The 25,905-nt window shown below is 43.0% G+C and carries 21 protein-coding genes and 1 pseudogene; 6 read left to right on the top strand and 16 right to left on the bottom strand.

Annotated elements, in window-relative coordinates; translation table 11 throughout:
• Window positions 1-507 precede the first annotated feature (507 nt).
• The 10 genes from TOL2_RS14345 to TOL2_RS14295 all read right to left on the bottom strand — a co-directional run bounded on the left by TOL2_RS14345 (window position 508) and on the right by TOL2_RS14295 (window position 11,829).
• Window positions 508-1,266, bottom strand: coding sequence for a hypothetical protein (locus TOL2_RS14345; RefSeq protein WP_014958126.1), 759 nt, complete (start codon window positions 1,264-1,266; stop codon window positions 508-510).
• Between the two features lie 6 nt (window positions 1,267-1,272).
• Window positions 1,273-2,460 carry a CHASE2 domain-containing protein gene (locus TOL2_RS14340; protein ID WP_269764179.1) on the bottom strand — a complete coding sequence of 396 codons (1,188 nt, stop codon included), beginning with the start codon at window positions 2,458-2,460 and terminating at the stop codon, window positions 1,273-1,275.
• Window positions 2,461-3,130: 670 nt separating this feature from the next.
• Window positions 3,131-5,191: a TonB-dependent receptor, PCPU motif-type gene (locus tag TOL2_RS25535; RefSeq protein ID WP_456297558.1), complete on the bottom strand. Its 2,061-nt coding sequence runs from the start codon at window positions 5,189-5,191 to the stop codon at window positions 3,131-3,133.
• 233 nt (window positions 5,192-5,424) lie between these two features.
• Window positions 5,425-6,084 (bottom strand): class I SAM-dependent methyltransferase, encoded by a 660-nt coding sequence (locus tag TOL2_RS14325; protein WP_014958123.1) that lies wholly within the window; start codon window positions 6,082-6,084, stop codon window positions 5,425-5,427.
• Window positions 6,085-6,087: 3 nt separating this feature from the next.
• The gene (locus TOL2_RS14320) at window positions 6,088-7,308 is read right to left on the bottom strand and encodes an ABC transporter substrate-binding protein (protein WP_198408340.1); all 1,221 of its coding nucleotides are present in this window, start codon (window positions 7,306-7,308) and stop codon (window positions 6,088-6,090) included.
• A complete protein-coding gene (locus TOL2_RS14315; RefSeq protein ID WP_014958121.1) occupies window positions 7,274-8,152 on the bottom strand; it encodes a class I SAM-dependent methyltransferase in 879 nt (292 codons plus the stop codon). Before TOL2_RS14315 ends, TOL2_RS14320 begins: the two co-directional genes overlap by 35 nt.
• Window positions 8,153-8,314: 162 nt before the next feature.
• Window positions 8,315-9,430 carry a flavin monoamine oxidase family protein gene (locus TOL2_RS14310; RefSeq protein WP_014958120.1) on the bottom strand — a complete coding sequence of 372 codons (1,116 nt, stop codon included), beginning with the start codon at window positions 9,428-9,430 and terminating at the stop codon, window positions 8,315-8,317.
• 110 nt (window positions 9,431-9,540) lie between these two features.
• On the bottom strand, window positions 9,541-10,038 hold the full coding sequence (locus TOL2_RS14305; protein WP_014958119.1) for a GatB/YqeY domain-containing protein: 498 nt from the start codon (window positions 10,036-10,038) through the stop codon (window positions 9,541-9,543).
• Between the two features lie 101 nt (window positions 10,039-10,139).
• On the bottom strand, window positions 10,140-10,913 hold the full coding sequence (locus tag TOL2_RS14300) for a DUF2914 domain-containing protein (protein ID WP_014958118.1): 774 nt from the start codon (window positions 10,911-10,913) through the stop codon (window positions 10,140-10,142).
• Between the two features lie 55 nt (window positions 10,914-10,968).
• Window positions 10,969-11,829: a DMT family transporter gene (locus TOL2_RS14295; RefSeq protein ID WP_014958117.1), complete on the bottom strand. Its 861-nt coding sequence runs from the start codon at window positions 11,827-11,829 to the stop codon at window positions 10,969-10,971.
• Window positions 11,830-12,013: 184 nt separating this feature from the next.
• On the opposite strand from TOL2_RS14295, the gene TOL2_RS14290 reads away from it, so the two are divergent.
• The 5 genes from TOL2_RS14290 to arsB all read left to right on the top strand — a co-directional run bounded on the left by TOL2_RS14290 (window position 12,014) and on the right by arsB (window position 18,852).
• Complete coding sequence (locus TOL2_RS14290) at window positions 12,014-12,658, top strand: arylesterase (protein ID WP_014958116.1); 645 nt, start codon at window positions 12,014-12,016, stop codon at window positions 12,656-12,658.
• Between the two features lie 47 nt (window positions 12,659-12,705).
• Entirely contained in the window at window positions 12,706-13,368 is a 663-nt protein-coding gene (locus tag TOL2_RS14285) for an ABC transporter ATP-binding protein (RefSeq protein ID WP_014958115.1), read from the top strand.
• On the top strand, window positions 13,368-15,929 hold the full coding sequence (locus TOL2_RS14280; RefSeq protein WP_014958114.1) for an ABC transporter permease: 2,562 nt from the start codon (window positions 13,368-13,370) through the stop codon (window positions 15,927-15,929). The genes TOL2_RS14285 and TOL2_RS14280 overlap by 1 nt, the downstream gene beginning before the upstream one ends.
• 256 nt (window positions 15,930-16,185) lie before the next feature.
• The gene (locus TOL2_RS14270; protein ID WP_014958113.1) at window positions 16,186-17,469 is read left to right on the top strand and encodes a CDP-alcohol phosphatidyltransferase family protein; all 1,284 of its coding nucleotides are present in this window, start codon (window positions 16,186-16,188) and stop codon (window positions 17,467-17,469) included.
• 198 nt (window positions 17,470-17,667) lie between these two features.
• Entirely contained in the window at window positions 17,668-18,852 is a 1,185-nt protein-coding gene (arsB, locus tag TOL2_RS14265) for an ACR3 family arsenite efflux transporter (protein ID WP_014958112.1), read from the top strand.
• A gap of 43 nt (window positions 18,853-18,895) precedes the next feature.
• Here arsB and trmB read toward each other — a convergent pair whose 3' ends face one another.
• Together trmB and TOL2_RS25205 are read right to left on the bottom strand one after the other, a co-directional pair.
• On the bottom strand, window positions 18,896-19,618 hold the full coding sequence (trmB, locus tag TOL2_RS14260) for a tRNA (guanosine(46)-N7)-methyltransferase TrmB (protein WP_083863679.1): 723 nt from the start codon (window positions 19,616-19,618) through the stop codon (window positions 18,896-18,898).
• Window positions 19,558-19,845, bottom strand: coding sequence for a VF530 family protein (locus TOL2_RS25205; protein WP_083863676.1), 288 nt, complete (start codon window positions 19,843-19,845; stop codon window positions 19,558-19,560). Before TOL2_RS25205 ends, trmB begins: the two co-directional genes overlap by 61 nt.
• A gap of 310 nt (window positions 19,846-20,155) precedes the next feature.
• On the opposite strand from TOL2_RS25205, the gene TOL2_RS24935 reads away from it, so the two are divergent.
• A complete protein-coding gene (locus TOL2_RS24935) occupies window positions 20,156-22,621 on the top strand; it encodes a cache domain-containing protein (protein ID WP_014958110.1) in 2,466 nt (821 codons plus the stop codon).
• A gap of 120 nt (window positions 22,622-22,741) precedes the next feature.
• Here the strand turns inward: TOL2_RS24935 and TOL2_RS14250 are convergent, their stop codons facing one another.
• From TOL2_RS14250 to TOL2_RS14240, 4 genes and pseudogenes are all read right to left on the bottom strand, one after another.
• Complete coding sequence (locus tag TOL2_RS14250) at window positions 22,742-23,830, bottom strand: (Fe-S)-binding protein (RefSeq protein WP_014958109.1); 1,089 nt, start codon at window positions 23,828-23,830, stop codon at window positions 22,742-22,744.
• An 83-nt stretch (window positions 23,831-23,913) separates the two neighbouring features.
• Window positions 23,914-24,126 (bottom strand): hypothetical protein, encoded by a 213-nt coding sequence (locus TOL2_RS24655; RefSeq protein WP_014958108.1) that lies wholly within the window; start codon window positions 24,124-24,126, stop codon window positions 23,914-23,916.
• Between the two features lies 1 nt (window position 24,127).
• A complete protein-coding gene (locus TOL2_RS24650; RefSeq protein ID WP_014958107.1) occupies window positions 24,128-24,751 on the bottom strand; it encodes a hypothetical protein in 624 nt (207 codons plus the stop codon).
• 472 nt (window positions 24,752-25,223) lie between these two features.
• Window positions 25,224-25,667, bottom strand: a pseudogene (locus TOL2_RS14240) (DUF4277 domain-containing protein); the annotation flags it as partial.
• Window positions 25,668-25,905 lie beyond the last annotated feature (238 nt).

Genomic DNA, 25,905 nt, shown 5'->3' with positions numbered 1-25,905 from the left:
CTATAAAATCGAACTTTTTTTCATGCAAAAAACTAACCGGACATCACTGGGTTCAATTCAATAAAAGCAGAATATTTTAGTTTTTTTCGCGCAAGGGATAATGCCATTTTGGATACCATTGCGACCGCAACCTCTGATTTAAATAAAGCCTTGAAGAAGTGATCCAATTCATCCTGATATGAGCCCTTTGGCAAGTTTATGAAGTAAAGAATAAGTGTTTGAAAGGTTAGAATTCGTTTTCTTGTAAAGTCTTTGGGTGATTTTTTGTTTCGATTAACAAAATCTTCCGAATATAAAATATTTTTCAAAAATTCGATAAGCTTGGCACAAATATGGAAATGCAGGTTCCATGCCAGCATTAGACTTTTCTTGAAAATTTTTTAACATTTTTATCTCCTTTTCTACATATCATTATCATGGCATAATCACTATTAAAGTATCATAAAGACCAATGAAATCAAAGGATTATGTTATTTCCTTAACTTTATGACATTGAATGCGTATTGACTACTCATTGTTCATCCCCTGGAATAGAGCAGGTCGTTGACCTTCAGCCAAGGCATTGCACAACAGGGATGCGGGGTAGTAATCGCCGGTGATTCCTGCAATTCGTTGATAACTTTCGAATATCCATTTCCCATCATTTTGAGCAGCCAGCCAGGCGGCATACAGGGTAATTTTTGCGGCTTTGTTCAGGCCGCTTTGTCTGAGTCTGTCTTCGTCAGGCATGCACGGCAGCAGATTCGGGTTTACCACGGTAAATTCTTTTTTTAGTTTTCTATTTTCGGCATCTTCTATTTTTATAATGTAATTGCCTTGTGAAAGGATGATATTATCTATCTTTAGGTTATTTTCGACCAGCTTTTGAATAATAAAGGGCCTGCGTTCATATTGGTGATATAGCCGAATTTGATACGCTGGTTTACCGCCTTGCCAAGTTAAATAAAATGGCCTTGTTCCCGATGTTAACATCTTTGGCCCTTCCAGCAGCGGAATGGACAATATCCCATTTCCATCGTTTCTTACATACAGGTGCTTCCTAACACATTGTTTTTCATACTGATGACGTTCGGTCAAAAAATATGTTATCCATTTACATATATTTTCCAATTTTGGTGATATGTTTTTAATAACTTTATTATCCCATAGTGTAACCGTTTCTTTGCTTTTTTCATTTTCTGCTAAATTAGCGTAGACAGATACCGCAATTATTGCGAACATGATCGTTGCCGTCCATAAAATCGAATATTTATTTTTCAGTTTCATGATTTATCAATCTCCAGATCTAAAAATAAAATCTTTAAAGCAAAGCAGGCTATTCAAAATATTAACAATAATCCAGGGCATAACGAAACTGTACAAAACGTCGGGGCTAAGGAGAAAGAGGCGAGTTGGAAAGAGAATCATTAAGAATAATAGAATAACGACAATTGCCATATTAGAGAGAATGCATGCTTTAAAAGAATCGAATCGAGTAAAAAAAAAGGATATAATAATCACAAACAGAGTAAAAATGCTTATTTTTTTCCACCAACACAAGCCTTCTTTATTTTCATCAAAATGTAATAATGAGTGTATGGCATTGATAATGACCAAAGATCCCGGCATCCAACCCAAAGGGGTTTTACAAAAATCTTGGCAATCATCATGACTTCCGCCAATCATCACGATTTTGCCCTTTATGTCTTCTGCCTTGCAATCACAAGTCTTACCAGCTGAGATAACCTTTAAGAATTCTGAAGTTTCAACAGGATCTTTTTTTCCAGGTTTCCATGGCATGCTATAGATGATACGCTTGCGAATTTCTTTATCGGTAAGCTTTATCTTAAGACAATCTGGAGAAAAATCATGTAAATTAGATCCTTTTTTTATTGACTCCTCGGTATTCTTCAAAATTTTGATGAGTAATGGAATAGATGGAATAACCTGGCCACTTTTTGTTGAACATATTGGTTCCCATAATTGGAATCGCCGTATCGTACCATCTTCTTCCACATGAAACATGGGATCGCCCCAATAGATATCACCAAAAACCACTTCATCAAGAAAAGATTCCCGTTTTTCAACACATCTATAGGTTTCATTGTAATCAAAAGTGCCTGCAAGAATGATTTTAGCTTTGCGGCCGGATTTTTGAGAATATGTTTCAAGAAATTTTTTAAAATCCTCATCTCCTGTCTTATAATCATTACTGCTCTCAGGACCAACGGTATAACCAAAATTGACATCGACTATGACTATGTCTGCACCTTCCTTCACAGAAAATTTAATAAGTTCTTTAAGCTGGTCCCGAGGAGTAAAAAAAAGGTTGTTCCATTTTTTATCTTCATAGGTGTCGTTGTCAATATTCAGCCACACAATGGCATTTTCTTTTTTTTCATCCTTAAGTGTGACGCCTTCGTACATTTTCATCGTCCAGTCTATGAAGGAATCTTCTTTATGCCGAATCCATGCACGCAAATGGCTTCATATGTTTTCAGTATATACAAATACCGGTTGTTCAATTCGAATTACGATGATCGATAACCCTATGCATAAGGTGATAACGGATTTCAGTAGAAAAGCTTTGCTGAAGACTGTATTACAGATATTGAAAACAACTTTTATCATCCACTTCTTTATATAAGAAGCACCAGCGAACACTCTTATCCGGGAACACCTGCCGAAATATTTTAGTTTTCGAAAAACATTTCCTCTTAATGTCCGGGTTCGGTTTACGAACTGATGAAAAAAGGTGATAATCCTTTTAAAAGATCGGATTTTTTTCCCCATCTATGACCTCTGCCTCATTGTTCCTTTAATATTGGACTTCGGAGATACAACGGATATTTCGCAGATTTGAGAAAGAGTTTTTTGATTGATTAAGTTGCAAGCAAAAACAGCTCAGCATCAAAAGAAGATTAGGTATTTATTTTAAAATAGTCAATAAAAATATAGTGTTGTATAAAAAAAATGTACCTGCAAGATCATCGAAACGTTTTTCGCACTCTTTACATGCATAACATTGGGCATCATCCATCAAACCCTTTGTATTTACATGCAGTTGTTGGATTCCGGTCATGGATTGGAAAATTCAAAACTGACGTTTGCCATATCAAGATCCCGAAATCCAACATAAGCCCCTATTGTATTAAAACTCAAGCCCCATCATAAAACCCCACACCTGTTTGGGCATGCTGTATCCGCTGATCTCCTGGTAATTGGTTCCGGTTAAATTATTGACAAAAAGATTCAAAGTATAATTCAGGCCGTTAAATTTGAATTTTTTTTCAAAACCGGCATCACAGACAATATAATCCTCAAGTTCATCGCCTTTCTGGGCATCCCTTGCTCCGACATATTTTGCACTGACCTGGAGCCATCCTTGAGGAATGATTTCATATTTCCCCATGACCTTTACCTTGTGCTTGGGAAGGGTGGCAGGCAGATAATAAGTCCAGTCCTGTTCATTGCCGGTCTGTGCCACTTTATATTCCTGGAATACATAGGCTGCAGTGGCTCTTAATTTTTTTGAAAATTCAATAGCTGCTTCCAGTTCAAAACCAGAGAGTTCCAGATGGTCAATATTGTACAGGCAATTGGAACCTGCTCCTGATCCGGGTGACGTAATGCCGTTATCATTTATAAAATCTTTGATATCATAATACCAGGTTGCAGCCCTGAGGCTTATTTTGTCAAAATTATGAACCACCCCGATTTCATATTCCATGGCGGTTTCAGGTTCCAGAGAGGTATTGGTTTCGGAGGCGCACCGCGCCCACCAATAATAATCTCAGGGGCAGGGCAGCCGGTATGACCGGCTGGCTGCAGCATAAAGGGTGGTATCCTGTGTGGCTTTATAATCCACCTTCAGACTGGGGAAAAAGTCCGAGTCAGTTTCGGTTTTCCCGCTGTTGGGAACACTGAAAGGCCATCCCGGTGGCATGGCCGCATACCCCATTTCCATCCAGGAATAATAGGTTGCCTTGTCCACCTGGTAATACCTGACCCCGGGGGTCAGGGTCCATTTGGGCCCCAGGGTGATGATATCCTGGAGATACCCGGATTTAACCTTATAAATGGCCCTGGTGCCCGAAGGCTGACCCAGTTCCTGGTATTCCAGGCCAAAGGTGAAAACATGGTTGTCAAAAAGTCTGACATCTCCATATTCAAGGATCATTCCCTGGGTCCGGTCATCCATGAACTGGTCCCGGGAAAATGTTCCGCTTTTGTCGTAAAGTCTGGTCCATCGGCGTCCATCAGTCATGAAACCGTGAACTTTTATCTTTCCCGGACCTGCCGGAATTCTGAATATGGCATCCAGATAAGTGGTATGCTTTTCCCATTCAGGCGTATCCGAACCTGGCAGCTGGGGCCAGTTCAGGTGGCGCAGCTGGTCCCTGGACCTGCTGAAAACAGGATAGTCAGGATCATAAAGTGCTGCCACCCCTGAATTGAAATCATTGGGATCATTGATAACCGGCATGCCGTAGTCAACCTCGGAATATTTCACACCCAGCTCAAGACCGATCTCACTGGGCAGATGAAAGTCCAGATGTCCGTTAAAGGATTTGGTCTTTTGAAAATTATTTTTCAGGTATCCGTCACTCTCCTGTTTGGCCCCGGAAAAATGGAAATCCGTATGTTTACCGGCACTGCCGTCAATGGATGCAGCCGTATTCCAGGTGTCATAACGGCCATATCCTGCCCTGACCTTGCCTTTGGCTATCTTTTCTCCGCCCCCGCCTTTTTTGGTGATAATATTGATGACACCGCCGATGGCAAAGGGGTGAAGCACTGAATGACCGCCTCTGATAATTTCGATCCGGTCCACATCGTCCAAAGTCAGGGTGGACCAGTCAACAATATATCGTCCCATGTGACCGGTCTGGTTGATCCGCCTGCCGTCAATTTCGATTACCAGCCGTCCTTCATTCAGTCCCCGGATGGAAACCTCATCCCCGGGGCCGGCCATCAGGGCATTGCTTCGCTGTACATCCACTCCTCCGATTTCTGTGAGTACATCATTTAAGGTCGTTAAAGAGCCCGGTTTGATAAATTTGTCCATGGTGATCACGGTTTTTCCCGATGTGATTTCAACACCCGGCTGGGCTGCCATGACCGTTATTTCACCCAGGTTCACCGCCTGATTTTCTGTTTCTCCGGCATTTGCAGTCATGGCCTGGCACATCAGAAAACCTGCCAGAATCATACAACCCCATAAGTTGTGCAAGGGTTTACAAACATTCATAGATTTTATCCTTTCCTTTTTTTGGAGGCACTCCTCCGTTTGGGGTGATATCCCCCATGGTTTTTAAAAGGCCCGATTGACAGGAAAGGAGGGTTGCTGGTATGCTTGATTCTCCTCCCCTGGAGGGCACGGGAAAACAGGTGTTCAGTATCTTTGCAGGATCAACACCTGTTTTCCCCCTTTATCTGATTATTTTATATGCTGACCTTTATTTTTAGCGCCGCTTTTTTTGCCGACAAAAGGTATCGGCCGGGTTCATCCGTGAATTCCATGATGCCAAGGCCGCACTGCTCACAAAAATTTTCCATCTCATGTTTCACTGGGAGCCTGTCCCTTGACACAGCGCTTTCCCCGTCATGGTGATCGGCAATCTCTTTTGCCGACAGAAGATGGGCAATGGTCAGAATACCGTTTGGCTTTAAAATTCCTGCAAGTTTTCCCAAAGCTGCTTTCTGGTTCCGGAAATGGGGAAAACAGGCAAAACAGATAATTGAATTAAAACCGGCAATCTCAAGAGGCAGGTCCATGACATCCGAACAGACAAAGGTGATCCTGTCATCCCCATGGACCTTCCGGTTTTTAGTTATCATTTTTTCGGCATAATCCACTTCAAAAAGCCTGCCTTTTGAAGAAAGTCGGCTCAGGATATAGGGAACCAGAACCCCGCTGCCGCATCCCACATCCAATACCTTATGGTCCGGCTCAATATTGAGACTTGAAATGATTTTCTCTATCTTTTCTGAATGCCGGCCATGGATTCCGGTCTCAGGATCTTTGTAAAATTTATCCAGCCAGGTATCGGCTCTTTCATTGAAAAAGGCTTTTCTGGTCATATCTTGCACGTCTGTATCCATTTGTCACTCCTTACAGGTCCAGTCCATCCACTGGCAGGACCTGAGTTCTTTGGCGGTTTTAACATTAACCTGATAAACATTCTGATAAAATTCCACAAGCCATTGTTCAAGCCGGATGTCTTTAAATTTTTCCGGGTAGGCTGCCTTGGCCATGACCATGACATCAATGGGATATTCCAGTCTTTTTTCACAATTGCAGGGAGTCCAGGGCAGGGCGCAGACTGTCCTGTTACGGACTGCTCTCATGTCTTTCAGATCCTGGTAATAGGGGGCTTCATAAAGCTCTGAAGGCGGATGATATCCCCAGGAAGTGACCAGTACGATCACATCCGGATCAAGGGAAAGAATCTTTTCCGTATTAAGGATATTCCAGGCCCCTTTGCTGTCATAGGCATTTTCAGCATGGATAAAATTTTTGAGAAAATAGGTCTGAATGGTATCGATTCCTTTGACATGGCCTGCCCCGCCCTGACTTCTGGCTTTGGGAGAAAGTCCCAGCAACAGCAGTTTTTTCCGGTTTAAGGGCTTGATGTCTACAGTTCGTTTCCTGACCATCTCCACACAACTTTCAAGGTAATCGGCCAGTTTTTCAGCCTCTTCCTGCTTTTGGAACACCTGTCCCAATAATTTGATTTCATTGCTGATGGTCACAATGTCCGGTCGGTCAAAGGTGTTGGGTCCCTTCAGGACCACCAGGGGGATGTTTAAGGATTCCAGCAGGGAGATGCTTTTTCCCAGGATATCCTCCGCAGCTGAAAGGGAGCATGAGCCGGTACGGATAAGGATCAGGTCGGGATTCAGATCGGCAATTTTTTCATAATTAATGCCTGCTCCGTATCTTGACACCAGGGGCAAGTCCATGAGCCAGGGGTTGAGATGGGTCACCGGATTCATTCCGTCCCGGTATTCATAGGTCTTGCTGCCCATGGTGGGAAAGGAATAGGACCATATTTTCGGAAGACAGGCAGATCCAATGCCCACAATTTTTTTTACCACACCCAGCCGGGTCATGACAGCTTCGATCATGCCGTCATCAATGTTGACCACCCGGTTGATCCGGCACGGGATCTCAATGGATTTGCCCCTGAAATCCGTTACCATAACAGCATTCTTTTGTTGGGAAAAGGCAGTGCCTGTCAATGAAAGCAGGACAACTGCCATTACCAGGAGTCTATGCAGCTTTTTCATTTTATACCGCTTTTTTATGGTATGCAGCTTTTTCATGGCTTATTCCTTCAATTTTCCATGAAAACTTCATGGAAACATGCTCAAATCCGTGAACAAAGCCTTCCTCTGTTTTAAAACATTTTTCCTCAAGATAGGATTCAAGAAGGGGGAGGTGTTCGGTCCGGATTAGGTCAAACCGTTTGCAATAAAAGTCTATGGCATCTTCCATTGAAGGAAAAAATTCATGGAAATGGTTGGAAAAGACCTTAACTTCCGGATAAATACCCATCTGGTAAAGAACTTGGAACAAAATGTCACTCTTGGGGCCGCCATGGTATTGCTTCTCAAACAACCTTGGCCACAATGCCTTTGGCATATCTTCCCAGCCAGGGATACCGGCATGCCAGAACAGTACCACAACACCCGAGCAGACCTGGTTCATTTTTTCGATGGCAGCCTTGATATCATTCATGCCAAGGGACATGGAAGCCATCACCAGATCATAGGGCGGGTCAAGCTCCATATCCGGGTTCACATCTTCCCAGGTTTTTTCAATGGGGATGATATTTTCGATTCCTTTTTCTTCCATGAAATTTTTCATGACCGCATTCATCCCGGCAGAGGGTTCAATTGTGGTGACCGAGTTGACAATCCCGGCCATGGGAAGGGCAAGGCTGCCGGGACCTGAACCAATATCCAGCACACGTGATTTTGGAGTAAGGGGCAGGCCCTTGATTGTTTTATCAATCCGTTCCTGGTGATGCTCAATATGCTTTTTGGAATAAACAGCAGCTGATTTTTTATCAGCCCAGAAATCCTTGCAGCTTTTTCCGGACGAATTGTGCCAGAGGTCCATTTCATGTTTCCAAGCCTCATTCCAGTTTATTTCATTGTAATTCATAATGTTTTTCTCCATAAAAAAAGGCCACAAAGGAACGGCAGATTTCTTCTGCCGGCCTTCATGGCCTGTTTTTGTTTTTTTAAATTATTTTTTTACAACACCCTTCCGGATGTAACACCCTTCTGGATGTTTATTGCCTGTTTTCTTAGTATAGTTGGAATATCATGTCAACCCAAAACAGTTTGTTGCAGAGCTGAATTGTTGCAATTTCGTTACCGCCCGTTCGGCAGCGGCCAGAGCGCCTTCAAGATAACCGCCGTACCGGGTGTCGGTTTCCGTACCGGCAAACTGGATGATGCCGTCCCAGATGGAGGTTTTACCTGCCGGGGGATGATAAAGAGGGTGTTCATGCATCGGCGGCTGGTCGAACTGGGTGGCAGTGAATCGTTCGCGGGCCCAGTCCTGGTAGTATACTGCCATCGGTTGATCTGCCGGTTTGCCGTAAATGGCTGCAAGTTGGGAAAGAATTGCAGATGTAAGGCTTTGTGGATGATTGCGTTGTGCCGCCGGAATGCTTATAAATCCGGTCAATCCATAAGGGCCCTGATTGTCGTTGGACCCGTCATGAATTTCGCCCAGCGGACCTGTCTGGCTGAATGCCTGGCCAGACAAGCCGGTTTGCCGCCAATACGGTTCTTCATACAGGGCGCAGAATTTCGCCTGGCCCGCCATCCATGTACCCATTTTCAGCATTGCCTGGGTCAAATCATGAGACAGGTCAGGGGTAAAGAGGATGGTGGCAGCGGCAAGGCGTGGGGGCAGGGCGAGGATTATATTTTTGGCATTAAACCTGGCCTTGGATTCTTTTTCCAGTTCGCCAACGCTGACAACGGCACCTGAGGAATGTTTTTTGATTTCACAGACCGGGTGATTGAGCTGGATGGCATTTTCAGGAATATTTTCACAGAGTTTTGTGATAAGTGCCATCATGCCGCCGGAAATTCGCCGGCAGGGGGGAGACATGTCATAACCTCTGACTGTCCTGACGGTTCCATCGGGAGTTTGAAACCTGCCCATACCCTCTTCAAACTGGCGATAGCTCTTGAGACCCAGAACTTGAATAAGGTGAACGATTTTCGGGTTTATTGAGGGCCAGTACCAGGAAGGGCCGAGATCGGAAAAAAATCCTTGATGTTCTGTGCTTAAAATCCTGCCGCCAACTCGCTCACGGGCCTCAAGAAGTATAAAAGATTTGTTTTTTTTGGCCAGCAGACAGGCGGCATAGATACCGCTGAGACCTCCTCCAATAATTATGGTATCAATTTTTTCCGTGTGCATTGTAATATTCCATTATAATCTCAACGTTTAAGCAGATTTTCTATAGGTTTTCAGATAGCAAAACCCGATCGTTTTTTCAACCGGGTTTTGCTTGGATAGAACATTGTTTGTCAGGAAGACTTCATGTTTTTGAGAACCTCTTTTACCTGGTTGCCGTCAGCAAGTTTTCCAAAATGCTTCATAACGTTTCCCATGGCCTGCATGGGACTCTTGTACCCGGAGAGGTCGACATTATCCAGTATCCACTGCTTGATCTCCTCGGACGTGGCCATTTGAGGAAGATATAAGTTCAGCAGTTCCAGGTAGTCTGAGGTGGTTTCTTTTTTAAGCTCAAGTACGGTTTTTTCGGATTTGACAAATTTGCGTATAATATTAAGGAGGTCGTCATCGGTGATCTCTTCAGGCTTCTTGACCCGGGTGGTTTTTTTACCGCTCTCCAGGGTAATGGAGACGGTGAGGCTGGGAAAAGATCCCATGATGAGCCGCATGGTGTCCCTAACAGCGGTATCTTTTTTAACCATGGCCTTTTTCATATCCTGGCGGATTTTATCGTACAGGGAGATCCCCATAGATGCATCCCATCCGTATTCGGTTTTAATGTCTGACATTGGTGTTATCTCTCCTTTGATGATAATTTTGATTTCAACAGTATTTTATTCTGACATCATACCACATTGAGGCATGCACTGCTACAGGGTTATCAGCGGTTCTATTCTACAACTGTAAAATCTATGTGTTTGAGTTTTTCACCGTTTTCGGTAATCACTTCAACCCTCCATTTCCCAACATGCTCAGGACGGTTCAAGGTGACATTGCTCCATGTGCGCATGCGGTGATAGCGTATGCTGAGGGGAACTTCGCAATACCGGCGTCCGTTGATATAATAGACATGGGTCAGGGTGAAAGGAGGGTTGTCTGCCAGTACGGTCATCCAAACTACCGGTATTGACTCTTCTTTGAGAGAAAAAACTGTTTTGGCACAGACATATTGCTTTTGGCTGACGCTGCTGCAGGATACTATTTCATGAATTTGAATGCCGGAAGTTATATGGCTTTGTTCAGTGTCACTTACTTCAGTATCAGTTATTTCATTTTGGTAGGTAAATTTTTTCAAAACAGGGGTGGTTTTGGTTACAAAAGTATTTTCTGAGACTTTTTTTGACCTGAATGTTGGTTCTGACCTATATGTTGGCTCTGGATTATTTAACACAATTGTTGCCGGCGGTTCTCTGAAAATCATCAGGCCGGCCATAATCAACCCTGCGCAAAGAAGAGGCAACCATAACTTGTATGACTGTCGGACCGGCTTTTTTTCCTCCGGTTTCTTCTCTTTATCTTTAATAATTTTCCTGATTTTTTTTATGAGGATCTGATCCTTCTCTTCCTGAATCTGCTTGTACAGGGCGTTTGTGTCAATATTTTCTTTGCCTTGTTTTGGTGCTGTATGTGTTTTTTTAAAATTATCCGGGATGTCGTGGTCCATGTTATGGCAATACCTGCTTTATACGGTTGTTGTAATTTGTTAAAATACCATGAAATCAAATGCGAATCAAAATAATCGATATGACAGTTAAAAAAATTCCAACAAGCCCGGCCGGTTTTATATTTTCACGATAAATGATGGCGGACAGTACAATGGCGATAACAAAATGCATACCCACAATGGCGGCAACAAGCGACAGGGGGCCGCATTCCAGGGCGTATAAAAATGCATAAAACCCTGCAAAATTAAACCCGCCCATGACAACGCCAAGGCCCATTGCGGCCGAGCGTTTTTTCTTGGCCTTGTCATAGGACAAGGCCCTGGTAATTCCCAAAGACCCGATCATTCCCATAAGATATGACAAGGCTATAAAGGCAAGTTTGTCCACATGCATGGCTGCAAATTTGGATGAAATGCTTGCCGTGGCACCGCACAGCAGTGCCAGCAAGATAAATACGGCTCCCCGCCGTCCCTGTTTTGTTTTTTTCGTGTTTTCTCTCATCTGTATCGTCAGCACGATCATGGCGGCAACGGCAACCAGCAGTCCTATACCCTGGAACAGGGAAATTTGTTCTTTGAAATAGAAAATGGAAAAACCGGCCACCACCACCACGTTTAACCGGATGATGCTGTAAGCTATGTTTGCCGGGATATATTTGAGCGCTTCAATGTGGGACACGGTTGCCACAAGAAAAGATGCGCTGTTGATCAGAGACATGGTCATCAACCAGATGATATTGAGTTCATGGTGCTGCTGGAAAAAGTATACTCCCGTACTCAACAAAGTTACCGTGGCCATGAAAGAAAAGGTTACCCATTCGGTGGGATATTTTTTTTCTGCCGCTACCTTATAAAAAAAACGCTGAATGCCCATCAGCAGCAGTGCAAGCAGGGCAAAAAAGTACCAGGAGATCATGTGTGAAGCCTTAAGGTTAATATGTTTTTATTTTTATCAGACATGCTTGGGAATATAGACCGGAATTAAACCAAGTGCAATCAACTCATTTAAAATTATTGCAAAGGGTTTACACATTTGCTTTAAAGAACCATATTATTCAACAGACAGTTAAAATTATAGAAAGCCAAGGACCTTAAATTTTATGAAAAAATGCGTTTTTCTGTTTTTATTATTGCTTTTGCCGGTAGGCATGTCTTTACCATGGCCTGGATTTGTGCCTCAATTGTTTGCAGGGGAGGGCAGTGTGAAGATTCTGATCCTTGGAGATTCTCTTAGCGCAGGGCTTGGAGTGGAACCACAACAGGCTTTTCCCGCCTTGATCCGCGACAGGCTAAAACTCAAAGGATTTGACAATGTCAGTCTTATAAACGGCAGCATCAGCGGCTCCACAACAGCAGGGGCAGTGTCCCGGCTCAAATGGTTTCTCAGGATAAAGCCGGATATTCTTGTCCTGGCGCTGGGGGCCAATGACGGACTCCGGGGTCTGTCTACCGTGCAGATGACCCAGAATCTGGATAAAACCATTGTCCTGGCAAAAGAAAAGAGACTTCGTGTGATCCTGGCAGGCATGAAGCTTCCACCCAACTATGGACCGGAATATGCCAAAGCCTTTGAAGCGGTCTTTGCATCCCTTGCACAAAAACACGATTTGCCCTTTATTCCTTTTTTATTAAAAGATGTGGCAGGCATCGCTTCCCTGAACCAGGCAGATGGTATCCACCCCAATGCAAAAGGTCACAAGATTATTGCAGCCACTGTATTTGACTGCATCCTGAAGCAATTATGAGTTTGAAATAATTATGATACCTGAGCAATTATGAATTTGGAGCAATTATGATTCTGGAACTTGAAAATATCTGTAAATCCTTTCACCAGCCCAGATCCGGTGCGATTGAGGTGTTAAAAAAGGTCAGTTTCACCCTCGGCACCGGGGAAACCAACGCTGTAACCGGAGAGTCCGGCAGCGGGAAAACCACGCTGCTCTCACTGATCGCAGGACTGGACAGCCCGGATCACGGCCGGATTCTTTTGGAAGGCGAGGATCTGTGCGTAATGAAGGAGGATAGGCTTTCCCGTTACCGGGCCATGAAGATAGGGATCATTTTTCAGCAGTTTCATTTAATGCCCCATCTGTCTGCCCGTGAAAATATCAGCCTGCCGTTGGAGATTCTCAAACAGCAGCAGATTACGGAGCGGGTAGATGTTATGCTGGAAAAGGTAGGCTTGCAGGATCGTCAACATCATCTGCCCGGACAGCTCAGCGGCGGAGAGTGCCAGAGGGTTGCCATTGCAAGGGCTTTGATTATCAAACCCGCCCTGCTGCTGGCAGACGAACCCACCGGCAACCTGGATATCAAGACCGGGGATAAAATTGCCGGTCTCCTGTTTGACCTGGTGGAAAAAGAAAATAAAACCATGATCATGGTGACCCACAATTCAGATCTGGCCGGCCAATGCCAAAAAATCAGGAAGCTTGAGCAGGGGAGGCTGGCCTGATGCTCTGGATACGCATGGGGGTAAGGGAGCTGATAAAAAACAGGGGTTTTGCTCTTTTTTTTATATTAAATTTGTCTCTGGGGCTTGCAGGATTCATTGCCATTCATTCTTTTGGCAGATCCCTGGACCGACATATGGATGAAAATTTAAAGGAGATCTTAACGGCAGATCTGGTGATCTCCTCCAACCGGGCCTTGATCCCGGAGGATCTGGCGCTGGTGGACAAGGTGTTTGAAAATAACAAGACCCTGGCCAGGCTGGTCAGCTTTTATACCATGGTCAAGGCCGGACCCAACGCCCGTCTGGTAAAGGTCATGGCGATTGATACGGCCTATCCCCTGTATGGTGACTTTTCTTTGGAAAAACAAACCCTGAAAGCAAGTATCCAGAACTCCCCCGGAGTGTTCATGACCAGGGACACGGCCTATGCGCTTGGCATCCGGGATAAAACTGATGAAAATACCCCTTTTAAACTGGGCGATAAAATGTTTATGGTTCACGATTATTTTGTCACCGACCCGGACAAATCCTTGACCGCTGTTGAACTGGCACCCAAAATTTATATGGGGATTGAACAATTGGAAGGTACCGGGTTGATCCGATTCGGCAGCAGGATCAGGTATTCCCGGTTTTACAGGTTTGGCAGGGATGCGGATGTCCCTTTATTGGCCCAAACCCTTCGGCAGGAATTTGCCCGAGCCCATCCTGGTCAACCAATGGTGAATGTCCATGACAGCCGTGATATCAATCAAAGGCTTGGCCGGTTAACCGGATATTTTACCGGGTATATGGGGCTGGTCAGTGTGGTGACTCTTTTTCTGGCAGGCATTGCCACAGCTTATCTGTTCCGGGGGTATTTGAACCTGAAGCAGCGGGAGATCGCCATTTTGATGAGCATCGGTGCGAGACACCGGGAAATCTATCTGTATATCAGTTTTCAACTCTTTGTTCTGGGCACCCTGGCCTCTGTTCTGGCCATATTTGTCTCCCTGTTCCTGGTTCCTGCATTTCCCGTTATTTTCCAGGGGTTGATCCCGGATAAGGTGAGGCTTGCAACGGATTTTAACACCATTCTTCTGGCCCTGGGTCTGGGGATGACGGGCAGCCTGATTTTCTGTCTGCCGGTTTTTGTTCGCATCTTTGGTGTAAAACCACTGATGCTGCTTGGTGGAACCCATATGACAGCCACAAAAAATTCCGTTAATCTGCTGCTAAGGATAGCAAGTGTTTTACCCGGACTGGCAGCGTTTTTACTGATCTCTGTTTTTGCAGCCGGTTCCGTTAAAAACGGTAGCATTTTTGTGGTTGGGTTTGTCCTGGCCCTGGCATTTTTATCCGCCTTGGGAAGGCTTTTGTTTTCAGGCTGCAAACATCTTTCCAACACCCGTTATCCTATGGTAAAAATCGCCTTTCGGAACCTTTTTCGAAACAAGTGGGCCTCTTTGTCCTGTTTTGTCACCATTGCCATGGGCGCTTTTTTAATATCCCTTATCCCCCAGGTTCAAAAAGGACTGCAAAACGAAATTGTCAGGCCGGAAGGCTTGAAAATTCCGGTTTTTTTCCTGGTGGATATTCAGGATGAACAAAAAATGCCTTTTATGGAATTTATCAGGAACCAGGATGCCAAACTTGTCAATTTATCCCCCATGGTCCGTGGACGAATTCTGACAAAAAACCAGGAGTCCTTTTATGGTGAAACCAGGCCGTCGGGTTCCGGATACCGGGGGCGTGGCCGGAGACTGGAGTTTAATTTCTCCTATCGTCCGGATCTGGATGTGTCGGAAACCATTGTCCAGGGACTTCCTTTGTCAAAAATCCCCTGGGAGTTTGAATCGCAAACCCCGTTTGAAGTCTCTGTTGAAAACTCTTTTGCCCGGCGATATGATATTGAAATAGGGGATCTGCTGGGTTTTGAAATCCAGGGAATTCCCCTTCAAGGACGCGTTAAAAACTTAAGAAAGGTTCGATGGAACAGTTTTTTGCCCAATTTTTTCCTGCTCTTCCAGGACGGAGTTTTGAACGCTGCCCCCAAAACTTTTCTGGCAGCTGTCTCTCAAGTGCCGCCGGCAAAAAGACAAGACCTGAAAAATAAAATTGTCGATGTCTTCCCCAATGTTTCCGTCATTGATGTGACACAAATGGCCACGACCCTGCTGGATATAACGGACAAGCTCTCTTTGTCCATCCGGTTTATGGCCTGGCTGGCCATTGCTGCGGGCCTGGTTTCTATTTTTTCCATTGCCCGCCACCAGGCCCGGAAAAATGAAAATCAAATCAATCTGTTAAAAGTGCTGGGATCTGATTTTAAGGCCATCCAGGCCATCACCCTGCTGGAATTCGGTTTTATTGGATTTACCGCAGCCTTATTTGCCATCCTGTTGAGTTATGTTTTTTCATGGGCTGTTTCCTGGTATTTTTTTGACAGTCTCTGGAAGGTCAACCTGATCCTTTCCTTTTTGATTTTGGTGTTGACCACCTGCATCTGCATGGGTGCGGGCTTTGCAGCCTCCCGCAAGGTCATGAACTCAAAGCCGGTCAAGCTTTTGACAAATGCCGAGTAACGATTGGGTTCATGAAATTAAATAACCGCCAATGTGTTAAATTTATATTTCAAGGATCGTTCAGATTTTCTTGATGTTATTGTGCTTATAAAGCACAAAGAGTGTCATAAGATTGGTGAAGATCATGCCTTCGGGGCTTTTTTGGATGGATTATTGACGGCTAAAATGATAAGTAGACTGAAATTTAAGAAACAGATGCTGTTGCTGAAAAATAGTTTCAGCATCAAAAAAGTAATTTAATGATTGAGACGATAAAATGGAAAGATTTTTAGTTATTGTTTTTTCTGCAGCTTTTGGGACAGCGTTTTTCTTATGGTTTTCTCAGGCTGTTAAAAAACAATCCATGCAGGAATATATACTGGCACACCAGTGGCTGTTGCATCCAAACTCAATTTGCTACTGGCGGACTGCCATGGCTGTCATTGGATTTGCCCTCTACTTTTTCACCTCTTATCAATCTGTTGCCATCTTTATATTTACCTTTGCGGCAATCCTTGATGGTGCTGACGGTGTAGTGGCAAGGGGATGCAATCTTGGATCCAGCTGGGGGGAATGGCTGGATCCCATGTGTGACAAATTGACTTATTTGCCGCCATTGATTGGATTTGCCTATGCAGGAATCATATCAATAGAATTGGTATGGATACTTGTGGCCATTGAATTTGTGGGCCAGTTTCTTGCCAGGCGGATTTTGACTTGGATCAAATTCTCAGGGGCAGCCAATAATTTTGGTAAAATAAAAGCCATCATCTGTTTTGGTCTTGTTATTTTATGTGCATTGATGGATAAAAATCCTGATATCATAAACATTGGCGATGGGGTTCTCATGGCCTGTCTTATCCTTTCATCCGCTTCCGTGGTCTTTAAATTTATTCCCAACTGGCTCTATGCAGATCTTCTTTCTTCACTTAATTTCTGTTGTGGTGTCACCAGCCTTATCCTGACCCACCATCATTATTTTGCCTGGGCAATTTGTATCATCATTGTCGGACAATTGTTTGACTTGTTCGATGGGCGTATGGCTCTAAAACATGGTGGAACCAAATATGGCCCTTTAATGGATGACATTGCCGATTTTGTAAGTTTTGGGCTGGCCCCGGCCTTTGTGGTCGTAAAAACAGGCGGTTCATTAGCATGGTTTGTCGGTGGTTTTTTTGTTGTCGGGGTTGCATTTCGTCTCATACGGTTTGTTCGGACGGATAAAAACCGGAGCGATCTGCCCGAGGGTATATTCAACGGACTTCCCAGTCCTGCGGGAGCATTGATTGTTCTTGGCGCTTCTCTTGTGTCAACTCCGGGCATATTGTGGGGCATTACCTGTGTCTCTATCGGCTTGATGGTGAGTCATATTCGTTTTGCCCATTTTGGCCGGGTTATCCTTAAGAAGATTCCTAAACCCTTGTTTTTTATGATCAGTGCAACAGTTATTGTTACGCTTTCTTTTATTTTAAAAACAAAAAATACCCAGATGTTCGGATATCTGATCCTGGGTTCTGTTGTTGTCTATATGGTTGTGGGCAGGAGGTGGGTACGCGCTTGATCCGCATAATTCACATTAGATTCGCAATGGGCATGTAATATTTTATCCAAAATATTTTTTATATGAAAGTCTTCAAAAAATCACAACAAAGATTTTCATGTTTTGTTGTGGGAAAACCACGGTGAAGTAGCATGTCTGCCTAAGGCCGTTATTGAAGATTTTCCGGATAGTTTTTGAAAACAAAAGGAGAAATAAAAAATGGGCAAAGAAAATATTGCAGAGAATGATCGCAAAATGACCAGTATGTTTGAACGGTATCTGACAGTCTGGGTCGCCTTGTGTATAGTTGGCGGCATATTGTTGGGCAAGTTTGCTCCTGGTTTGGCCAAAACACTGGATGGAATGTCGATTAATGTTAAGGGCGCTCCGGTTGTTTCCATACCCATAGCGGTGTGCCTTTTTTTTATGATGTATCCAATAATGGTAAAAATTGATTTTGCCTCGGTCATCAAGGCGGGTAAAAGCGGGAAACCTGTCTTTTTAACACTTTTTATCAACTGGTGCATCAAACCGTTTACAATGTATGCCATTTCAATATTTTTTCTCGGATTTTTATTCAAATCATTTATAGGATCGGATGCGGTTGATCTGGTCAGATTGCCTTTCGGCCTTGATCTTCCTGTTGGCGCCCATCATGGTGCCGGGGTAGTTGTTTTGCAGGAAGGCATAAAAATGCTGCAGATTCCATTATGGCGAAGTTACTTTGCCGGATGTATTCTCTTGGGAATCGCACCGTGTACTGCCATGGTTCTGGTCTGGGGATACCTTTCTCGCGGGAATGACGGCCTGACTCTGGTCATGGTTGCCATCAACTCTCTTGCCATGCTGGTCTTATACGGTGTTTTAGGCGGTTTTCTGCTTGGCGTAGGGAAGCTTCCGATTCCATGGCAGGCATTGCTTTTATCTGTGGGCATTTATGTTGCTCTTCCCCTTGTTGCAGGTTTTTTTTCCAGGAAATGGATTATTGGTGCCAAAGGTGAAACATGGTTTAAAGAAAGATTTTTACAGGTATTAACTCCCGTCACCATAATCGCCTTGCTTTTAACTCTGTTATTATTGTTCAGCTTTAAAGGGGAGGTTATTACATCCAATCCTTTAACAATCATTTGGATCGCCATTCCTCTTTTTATCCAGACCATTTTCATTTTTGCCCTTGGTTATGGTGCTGCCAAACTATTAAAGTTAAAATATGAAGATGCTGCTCCTGCTGCTATGATCGGAGCATCCAACCATTTTGAAGTGGCCATTGCCACTTCTGTTATGCTGTTCGGTCTTTCATCCGGTGCGGCACTTGCAACAGTCGTGGGGGTTTTGATCGAAGTTCCGGTCATGTTGATGCTGGTGGGTTTTTGCAAACGCACTGTCTTCTGGTTTGACAATTAATGGGTAATTTTTATACTCGGTATAAGTTTTTATTGGCACTTTGTCAGTTTAGTGTGAATGCCATGTATTTGATGTTCAATCCCTTTGACAGGGCAGTATTTTCGAAAGCGGAAACGATGTCACGGGCACCAGGCAGGTTGCAATCTGTTGCATGAATATTATCTGACGCTGCAACCACCCGCCCGCCAAATTGTTCAACAGATTTTCCGGTGTAGTCGTAGAACACGTCACTGTCAGTCTTTAAATGCACGATACCTCCGGGCACGAGCAAATGTGCATACAGGTCTAAAAACAGAGGGGCGGACAACCTGGATTTGATTGCCCGATTCTTCAGGTGCGGGTCAGGAAAGGTGAGCCATATTTCGTGTATCGAGTTTTCAGCAAAGAATTCCTTGATACGCTCAATACGAACACGAAGGAAGAGGACATTTTCAAGGCACTCTGCAACTGCTTTTTCTGCGCCGACACATATGCGATGACTCTTACTGTCGATTCCCACACAAAGTTTGAAAGGATTGGCAGCGGCGAATGCAAGACTATGCTCTCCTTTGCCGCAACCCAGTTCGAGAATCCTTTCCATACCTTTGTAACGCTCATCATACCAAGGGTATGTGCAAGGCAATCTTGAATCGCCGAATACGGAAAAAGTAACGTTGGGCAGATGTTTGACTCGTTCGTATCTGTGAAGTTTGTTTTTTGCCATGATTATGATTTTTGTTTGTCTGTTGTCGGTGCATGGTACTTTTGTGAAAAAACGTGTGAGCATTTCCAAACACTCTGTTGTGTGTTGATATATAAGTCTTCTACTTTCTTTCTTGCCCAAGGCGTTTTTCGCAGGAACTTGAGACTGGATTTTAATGAGGGGTTGCTGATAAAACATCGGATATTTATGCGTTTGCCCAACTCGTCCCACCCATAATGTTCAACCAGACTGTTTACGATCTGCTTAAGAACCACGCCGTGTAATGGGTTGTTGGCTTGTTGTTCTCTCATGAAGCTTGCTGAAATTCCTTTTACGTCTAAATTCTTGTTAACCGTTATTGTATCATCTGTCTCAAGTATTATGCCATTGCAGTCGAACCGTTTGAATCAGGTGTGCAAAAAATACCAAAGCTCGATATCATAATTGATTTTAGCAAAAAAAGGAAGCAGAGCATTAAAAATTACCGGTCACATCAAAAAAAACAGCTCCCGGTTTTTGGTATCAATATTAAATTTTCTGGAAAATTTGATGGGATTGTGCTTTATTCCAGTCGATAAGGCATTTGTTTGTATGTATTATGGCCTTGACAGGAGCATGACAATGAAACAAAAAACTATTTTTACCAGATTCATTCAGTTGTGGGGAATTGTTTTTCTGATAGGCACTGGTGCAGGTATTATTGCCATTGATGTTATCGGCTCGTATCGTGTTGGCTGTTTTCGCGCTGATCAAATGCGCACAAATTACATTGCCCGTCAGAAACAGATCATCAAGCAGGAGGTTCTGCGTGTTGTGGATATGATTAATTATGAAAAAGAACAAAGCACAGCGCTGACAAGAACAAAGATCAAGACAAGGGTTTATGAGGCATGTTCCATCGCTGAAAATATTTATCAACAGAATAAATCCACCAAAACCGCACCTGAAATTCAGCAGATGATTATAGACGCTTTAAGACCCATCCGGTTTGAACACGGAATCGGTTATTATTTTGTTCATCATCTGGATGGTATGGTTATACTGTCTGGTGATAAACCAGGGTTTGAGGGATTGAATCTTTGGGATATGACGGATACGCGCGGTCAATATGGCTGCAAAGACATGACCGAAATTATAAATAAATCAGGTGAAGGATTTTATGCATATCACTGGACAAAACCCAATGCAGCCGGGAATGATTTTGAGAAAATCACTTTCGTCAAAAAAATCGAGCCATATGACTGGTATGTCGGTGCCGGTCTTTATGTTGATGACGTTAAGGAGCAAATAAAAGAAACGCTGCTCTCGGCTATCAGCAGAATAAGGTTTGGCGAACAAGGATATATATTTATTAACAGAATGAATGGGGATGTCTTGGTTTCAAAAGGTCATCTGTTTTCCGGAACGAAAAAATTATGGGAGGTTTTCAATAAAAATCCGGAAAAGATGAAAAGCCTTTTCGATAAGGAGTACAACATTGCTTTAAAACCTGGAGGGGACTATATCTACTATTCGTTTGTCAAATTGAATACACTTGATAAGGAATCGCCTAAAGTCTCTTTTATTTATGGAATTCCTGATTTGCAATGGTTTGTCGGCGCTGGCGTGTACCTTGATGATGTGGAAAAGGATATTGCCTTGATGCAAGATGAATTAAGCAGCCATATTAAGGAGGATACTCTCTGCTTTGTCTTGATTTCCATTGGTATAATAATTTTGTTTCTATTCTGGTTCAGCCGATTTAACCGCAGGCTTAAGGGTGATTTCAATTTGTTCAGCTCGTTTTTTCACAGGGCAGCTTTTTCTTATGAATTAATTAACAGAGATCTTGTTCAATTCGATGAGCTTGACCGGATGGCCGAAGATGCCAACAAGATGCTTTGGGAGCGTAAACGGACTGAGGAGGAACTCAGATGCCTGCGCAATTATCTTTCTAATATAATCGACTCCATGCCTTCTGTGATAGTCGGTTTAGATCTTGACGGCAAGGTGACCCAATGGAACAATGCGGCACAGCGTATAACCGGCATTTCTTCTGATGCGGCACTGGGCCTTTCTTTGGAACAAGCCTTTCCGCGTCTGGTTTCGGAGATGGAGCGGGTTCGTGAGGCAATTAGGACACGGGAAGTACAAATTGATTCCAGACAGGTCAGGAAGGAGAACGGCGAAACGCGCTATGAGGATGTGTCGGTTTATCCGCTTGTTGCAAATGGTGTGGAGGGAACTGTGATCCGCGTGGACGACGTAACCGAGCAAGTGCGCATTGAAGAGATGATTGTGCAGTCGGAAAAGATGCTTTCTGTGGGCGGGCTGGCTGCTGGCATGGCTCACGAGATCAACAATCCACTTTCCGGCATGATGCAGACAGCTGAAGTCTTAAGCAACCGTTTGACCAGGAGCGACCTTCCTGCAAATGTCAAGGCAGCTGAGGAAACAGGTATAACCATGGAAGAGATTCAGACATTCATGGAAAAACGCAAGATCATCGATATGTTGGGCAATATTCGTGAATCGGGCAGCCGTGCTGCGGAGATCGTTTCAAACATGCTTTTTTTTGCTCGAAAGAGCGATTCATCATGGCCTTCTTACAATTTGGCAGACCTGCTGGACCAGATAGTGGAGTTGGCCGGGACCGACTATGATCTGAAAAAGAAGTATGATTTTCGACGGATCAAGATTGTGCGCGAATATGAAAATGATCTGCCACTTGTTTCTTGCGAATCAGGCAAAATCCAGCAGGTTTTGTTCAATATCCTGCGCAACGGCGCAGAGGCCATGCAGGAATATTCAAATGGCAGTCAGCAAAAAACACCTTGCTTTGTGCTGCGGCTGGTTCATGAACTTGAGGCTGGAATGGTGAGAATAGAGATAGAGGACAACGGCCCCGGTATGGATCAAAAGACCCGAAAACGTGTGTTTGAGCCCTTTTTTACTACAAAGCCCACCGGCAGTGGCACGGGTATCGGTTTGAGTATTTCTTATTTCATCATAACTGAGAACCATAACGGCAAAATGAGCGTTGAATCCATACCAGGCGAGGGTACGAAATTCATCATCAGCCTGCCGGTGAAGAGGCGGCGGTTATGAACCGTGAAACGGGAACAACACTTTTTATTTTTTTTATGAAAGTCTTCAAAAATCCAAACAGCGACTTTCAACCTTTGTCGTGGGCAAACCCGGATGAAATGCCAGGTCAGCCCATGGCTGTTACTCCAGAGAATCAAGAATTATACGAGTAAAATATATGATTTCTTTTTCAAGATTTCTTTTTTCTGAAGTATAACTCAAATTAAAAGTACAAAACGGGCATGAGGTTGCAATGGCTTTTGTGCTGATTGATTTTAAAAGAGATTCCGCAATGTCAATTGAGAGTTTTGGAAATACCGACCGTATACCTGCTCCTGCTCCACAGCAGATTGCATCTTCTCTGTTTTTCTCTGCCTCTTCTAATGTTGAACCGCACATTTTTAAAAGTTCTCTGGGTTCTTCTGTTATTTTTTCACCCCTTGCAAGACGGCATGGGTCCTGGTAAGTGATTGTTTGTTCAACTTTATTTAAAAGTTCAGGCCGTTGTTTCAAAAGCTCATAAATAATTTCAACTGCATGGGAAACTTTAAAGTCCATTTTACCCAGCAGATCAGGATAAAAATATTTAAAGCATTTTAGACAGCCGTTGCATGGCACAACAATATGTTTTATTCCAAGTTTGGAAAATTTTTCCACATTTTTTTCAAAATATTGTTTTGCAAGATCAGTTCTTCCTGATTCATAAAGATAGGTATAACAGCAGCCCTCTTCTTCCAGCATCATAAAATTAAAATCAAGTTTTTTTAATACATGATAGGTTGCATGTGCAGCATCCTTTACAAGGTATGCCGGAATGCATCCAAGATATAAAAGGGTATCGGATTTTTTTTGGATAAATTCTTCATCAAGCCAATCAAGTCTCTTGCCAGGATCACCTCCAACAGAATTGTCTTTTTTCTGGATTCCTTTAATTATTATTCCATGTTTTTCCAGAGGACCGATACCCTTGTTTGCAAGATTTGCTCTTGCTTCATGAACAAGTCTGGTAATTTTTATTTCTTCAGGGCAAACTGATTCGCACTGCATGCATTTAGGGCAATTGTAAATACTTTCTTTTCTGGCATCATCTATCTCTTTGTTGTAAAAAATCATTTCAGCTGTTTTAAGCCTGCTCATGGCAGAGAATACTGGTTCCCCTGTTATTTTGTAAACAGGACAAACTTCATCACAGGCTCCACATTCAGTACACTTGTCAAGTTGATCTTGCATGATTCACCTCTATGTTTTGTGATACAAAAATGTATAAAAGCGCTAAGTTTTTTTGTCCATTGGCGCTTAGCTGCCCATGCCTTTTAAAAAAGATTTTCAACATTTTTCTCATTAGGTGCTTCCTCAACCACCTTTGAAAAGACAAAACCAAGTATATATGCACTGGCAGCATCTAAAAGCATAAACATATCATACGGGTCGTCTTTTACAAATAGGAAGTCTTCGTTGATTCTAATACTCGATGATCCAGTTTTTAAAAATTGACATAGCGCTTCACGGTCAGTTATTATCTTCAAGCTAACAAAATGCTTTGTATTTTAATGACTGTGAGGATTTATATTTCCCCCAAGGCTTTAGATTCATATGTTTGAGTGAATCGTTTGACTTTACAAAATGCTCTTTTAAAAATACCGAGATCTGCTTGAAATGAGATTCTGGGTCATCACTATAAATGATTTGTTCAACAAAGGATAGGATGCTGTCAATTTTGATGGTTTCACATAGGCTACCAACAGTCTTTGCCGGCAGTTTGTTGTTTATTGAGGCCATTTGGTCTGAATGAAGCAGGAGACAATGATCAACCAACAGACTCAGGGTCAAACTTCTGTAAGACCCATCTTCATCAGGTTGTTTGGTCAAATTTCCCCATCCTTCATTCGCCTTATGGTCTTGAATAAAAACCTCCACGAGCCATCTGAGCATTGCGGCATCTATTATGTCAGTATATCGCCAGGTTAAATCCGAAGCAACAAGGTACCGATAATCCTTTTCCCCTTCGTATTTTAAAGCAATGACAAATCTTTTTTTCTTGTGGGCACATACATGTATTCTGGCACTTTTAATGTATACGGCGACCTTCTTTCCGCCGCGTACATGAATTGTCTTTTGAATCGGTTGACGGCTTTCAAAATATTTTTTCACTGATTTTTTTTATCCTTGAATAAAATATTTTGGTTATGCCTTATTTGACTGATGACTTGGGAGTTCCCTGTGATTTTTGAAGCCTCATCCATGAACTCAGCATTACCATACAGGGCATCTGCAACAACCGCTTCTACCTTTATCTCTGGATGTTTCCGCACAAAAATTTTCAGAAGGCCTCTGGCAATCATCGAAATAGTTGGATATTCTTCTGATCTTATCGGCTTTGACGGACGTTCTGATTTTGGAACCCCAGCCTTCCTTAACCTTTTATCCTCTTTGACCCATTGGCTGATTTTTGGATCAGGTATATGAAACTCGATGATCCAGTTTTTAGCACTTGACTTTTAAACATGCCAGCATCACGGGTATCTTGGCAGGCTTCATGATCCAGTAGATCAAGTTTTACAGAGGCCAAAAGCATTGATAAATGGTGCTTTTAAAAACGTAAGATAAAAAAACTGGATCATCGAGTAATACGGATTTCATGCTCATCTGAATCAGGAAGATGCTCACCGGTAAGCGAAAAAGAGGATGTGTCTAAATGGCTGTAATTCATCTTGACCCCTTCTTTTCCACATACATTGACAGCAATTTCTGAAAACAGAGCTTCTATGCCATATCCATGCACCTCATCAAGCGATCTTCCCAATTTGAACCGGTTAAAGTGAGAAGCTTGCACACCATCCCGAAAAAGGATATCCAAGGGTTTTGTTTCAAAAAACTTTGGAGTTAATGTCATCGGCAATTGAGTAAATCCCAATCCGTTAATTATCATTCCGGTAATGGCTTCTCCCGTGGAGATACTCTCCTGATCATCATATTTAAAATGGCTATCAATCAATTCAATCAAATTGAGATCTTTTATTGTCCCGGCTAACAAACCAAAATGATCTAAACGTTTTATATCAAGCATTCTAAGCCTCTCGTTGTTATTATAAACCCAAGGCAAAGAATATTCTTTTTTTAAAAAAAAGCAACTGCTCAATGTCGGTTAATAAGAGGCTCATCTATAGTTATAGATACAAGTTTTTCACGCTTTATATATATTTTTAATCGATGTTGAAATGATTTAAATAAAGCTTTTTTAGTAGGATCTTTTTCTGACGAGAGAATGCTTTGGAAACAGATTATGTGAAGTTATTTTTGAGCCT

Source organism: Desulfobacula toluolica Tol2 (assembly GCF_000307105.1).
Classification (GTDB): Bacteria; Desulfobacterota; Desulfobacteria; order Desulfobacterales; family Desulfobacteraceae; genus Desulfobacula; species Desulfobacula toluolica.
Note: the sequence above shows the minus strand (reverse complement) of the source record. Positions and strands in the feature narration are given on the sequence as shown.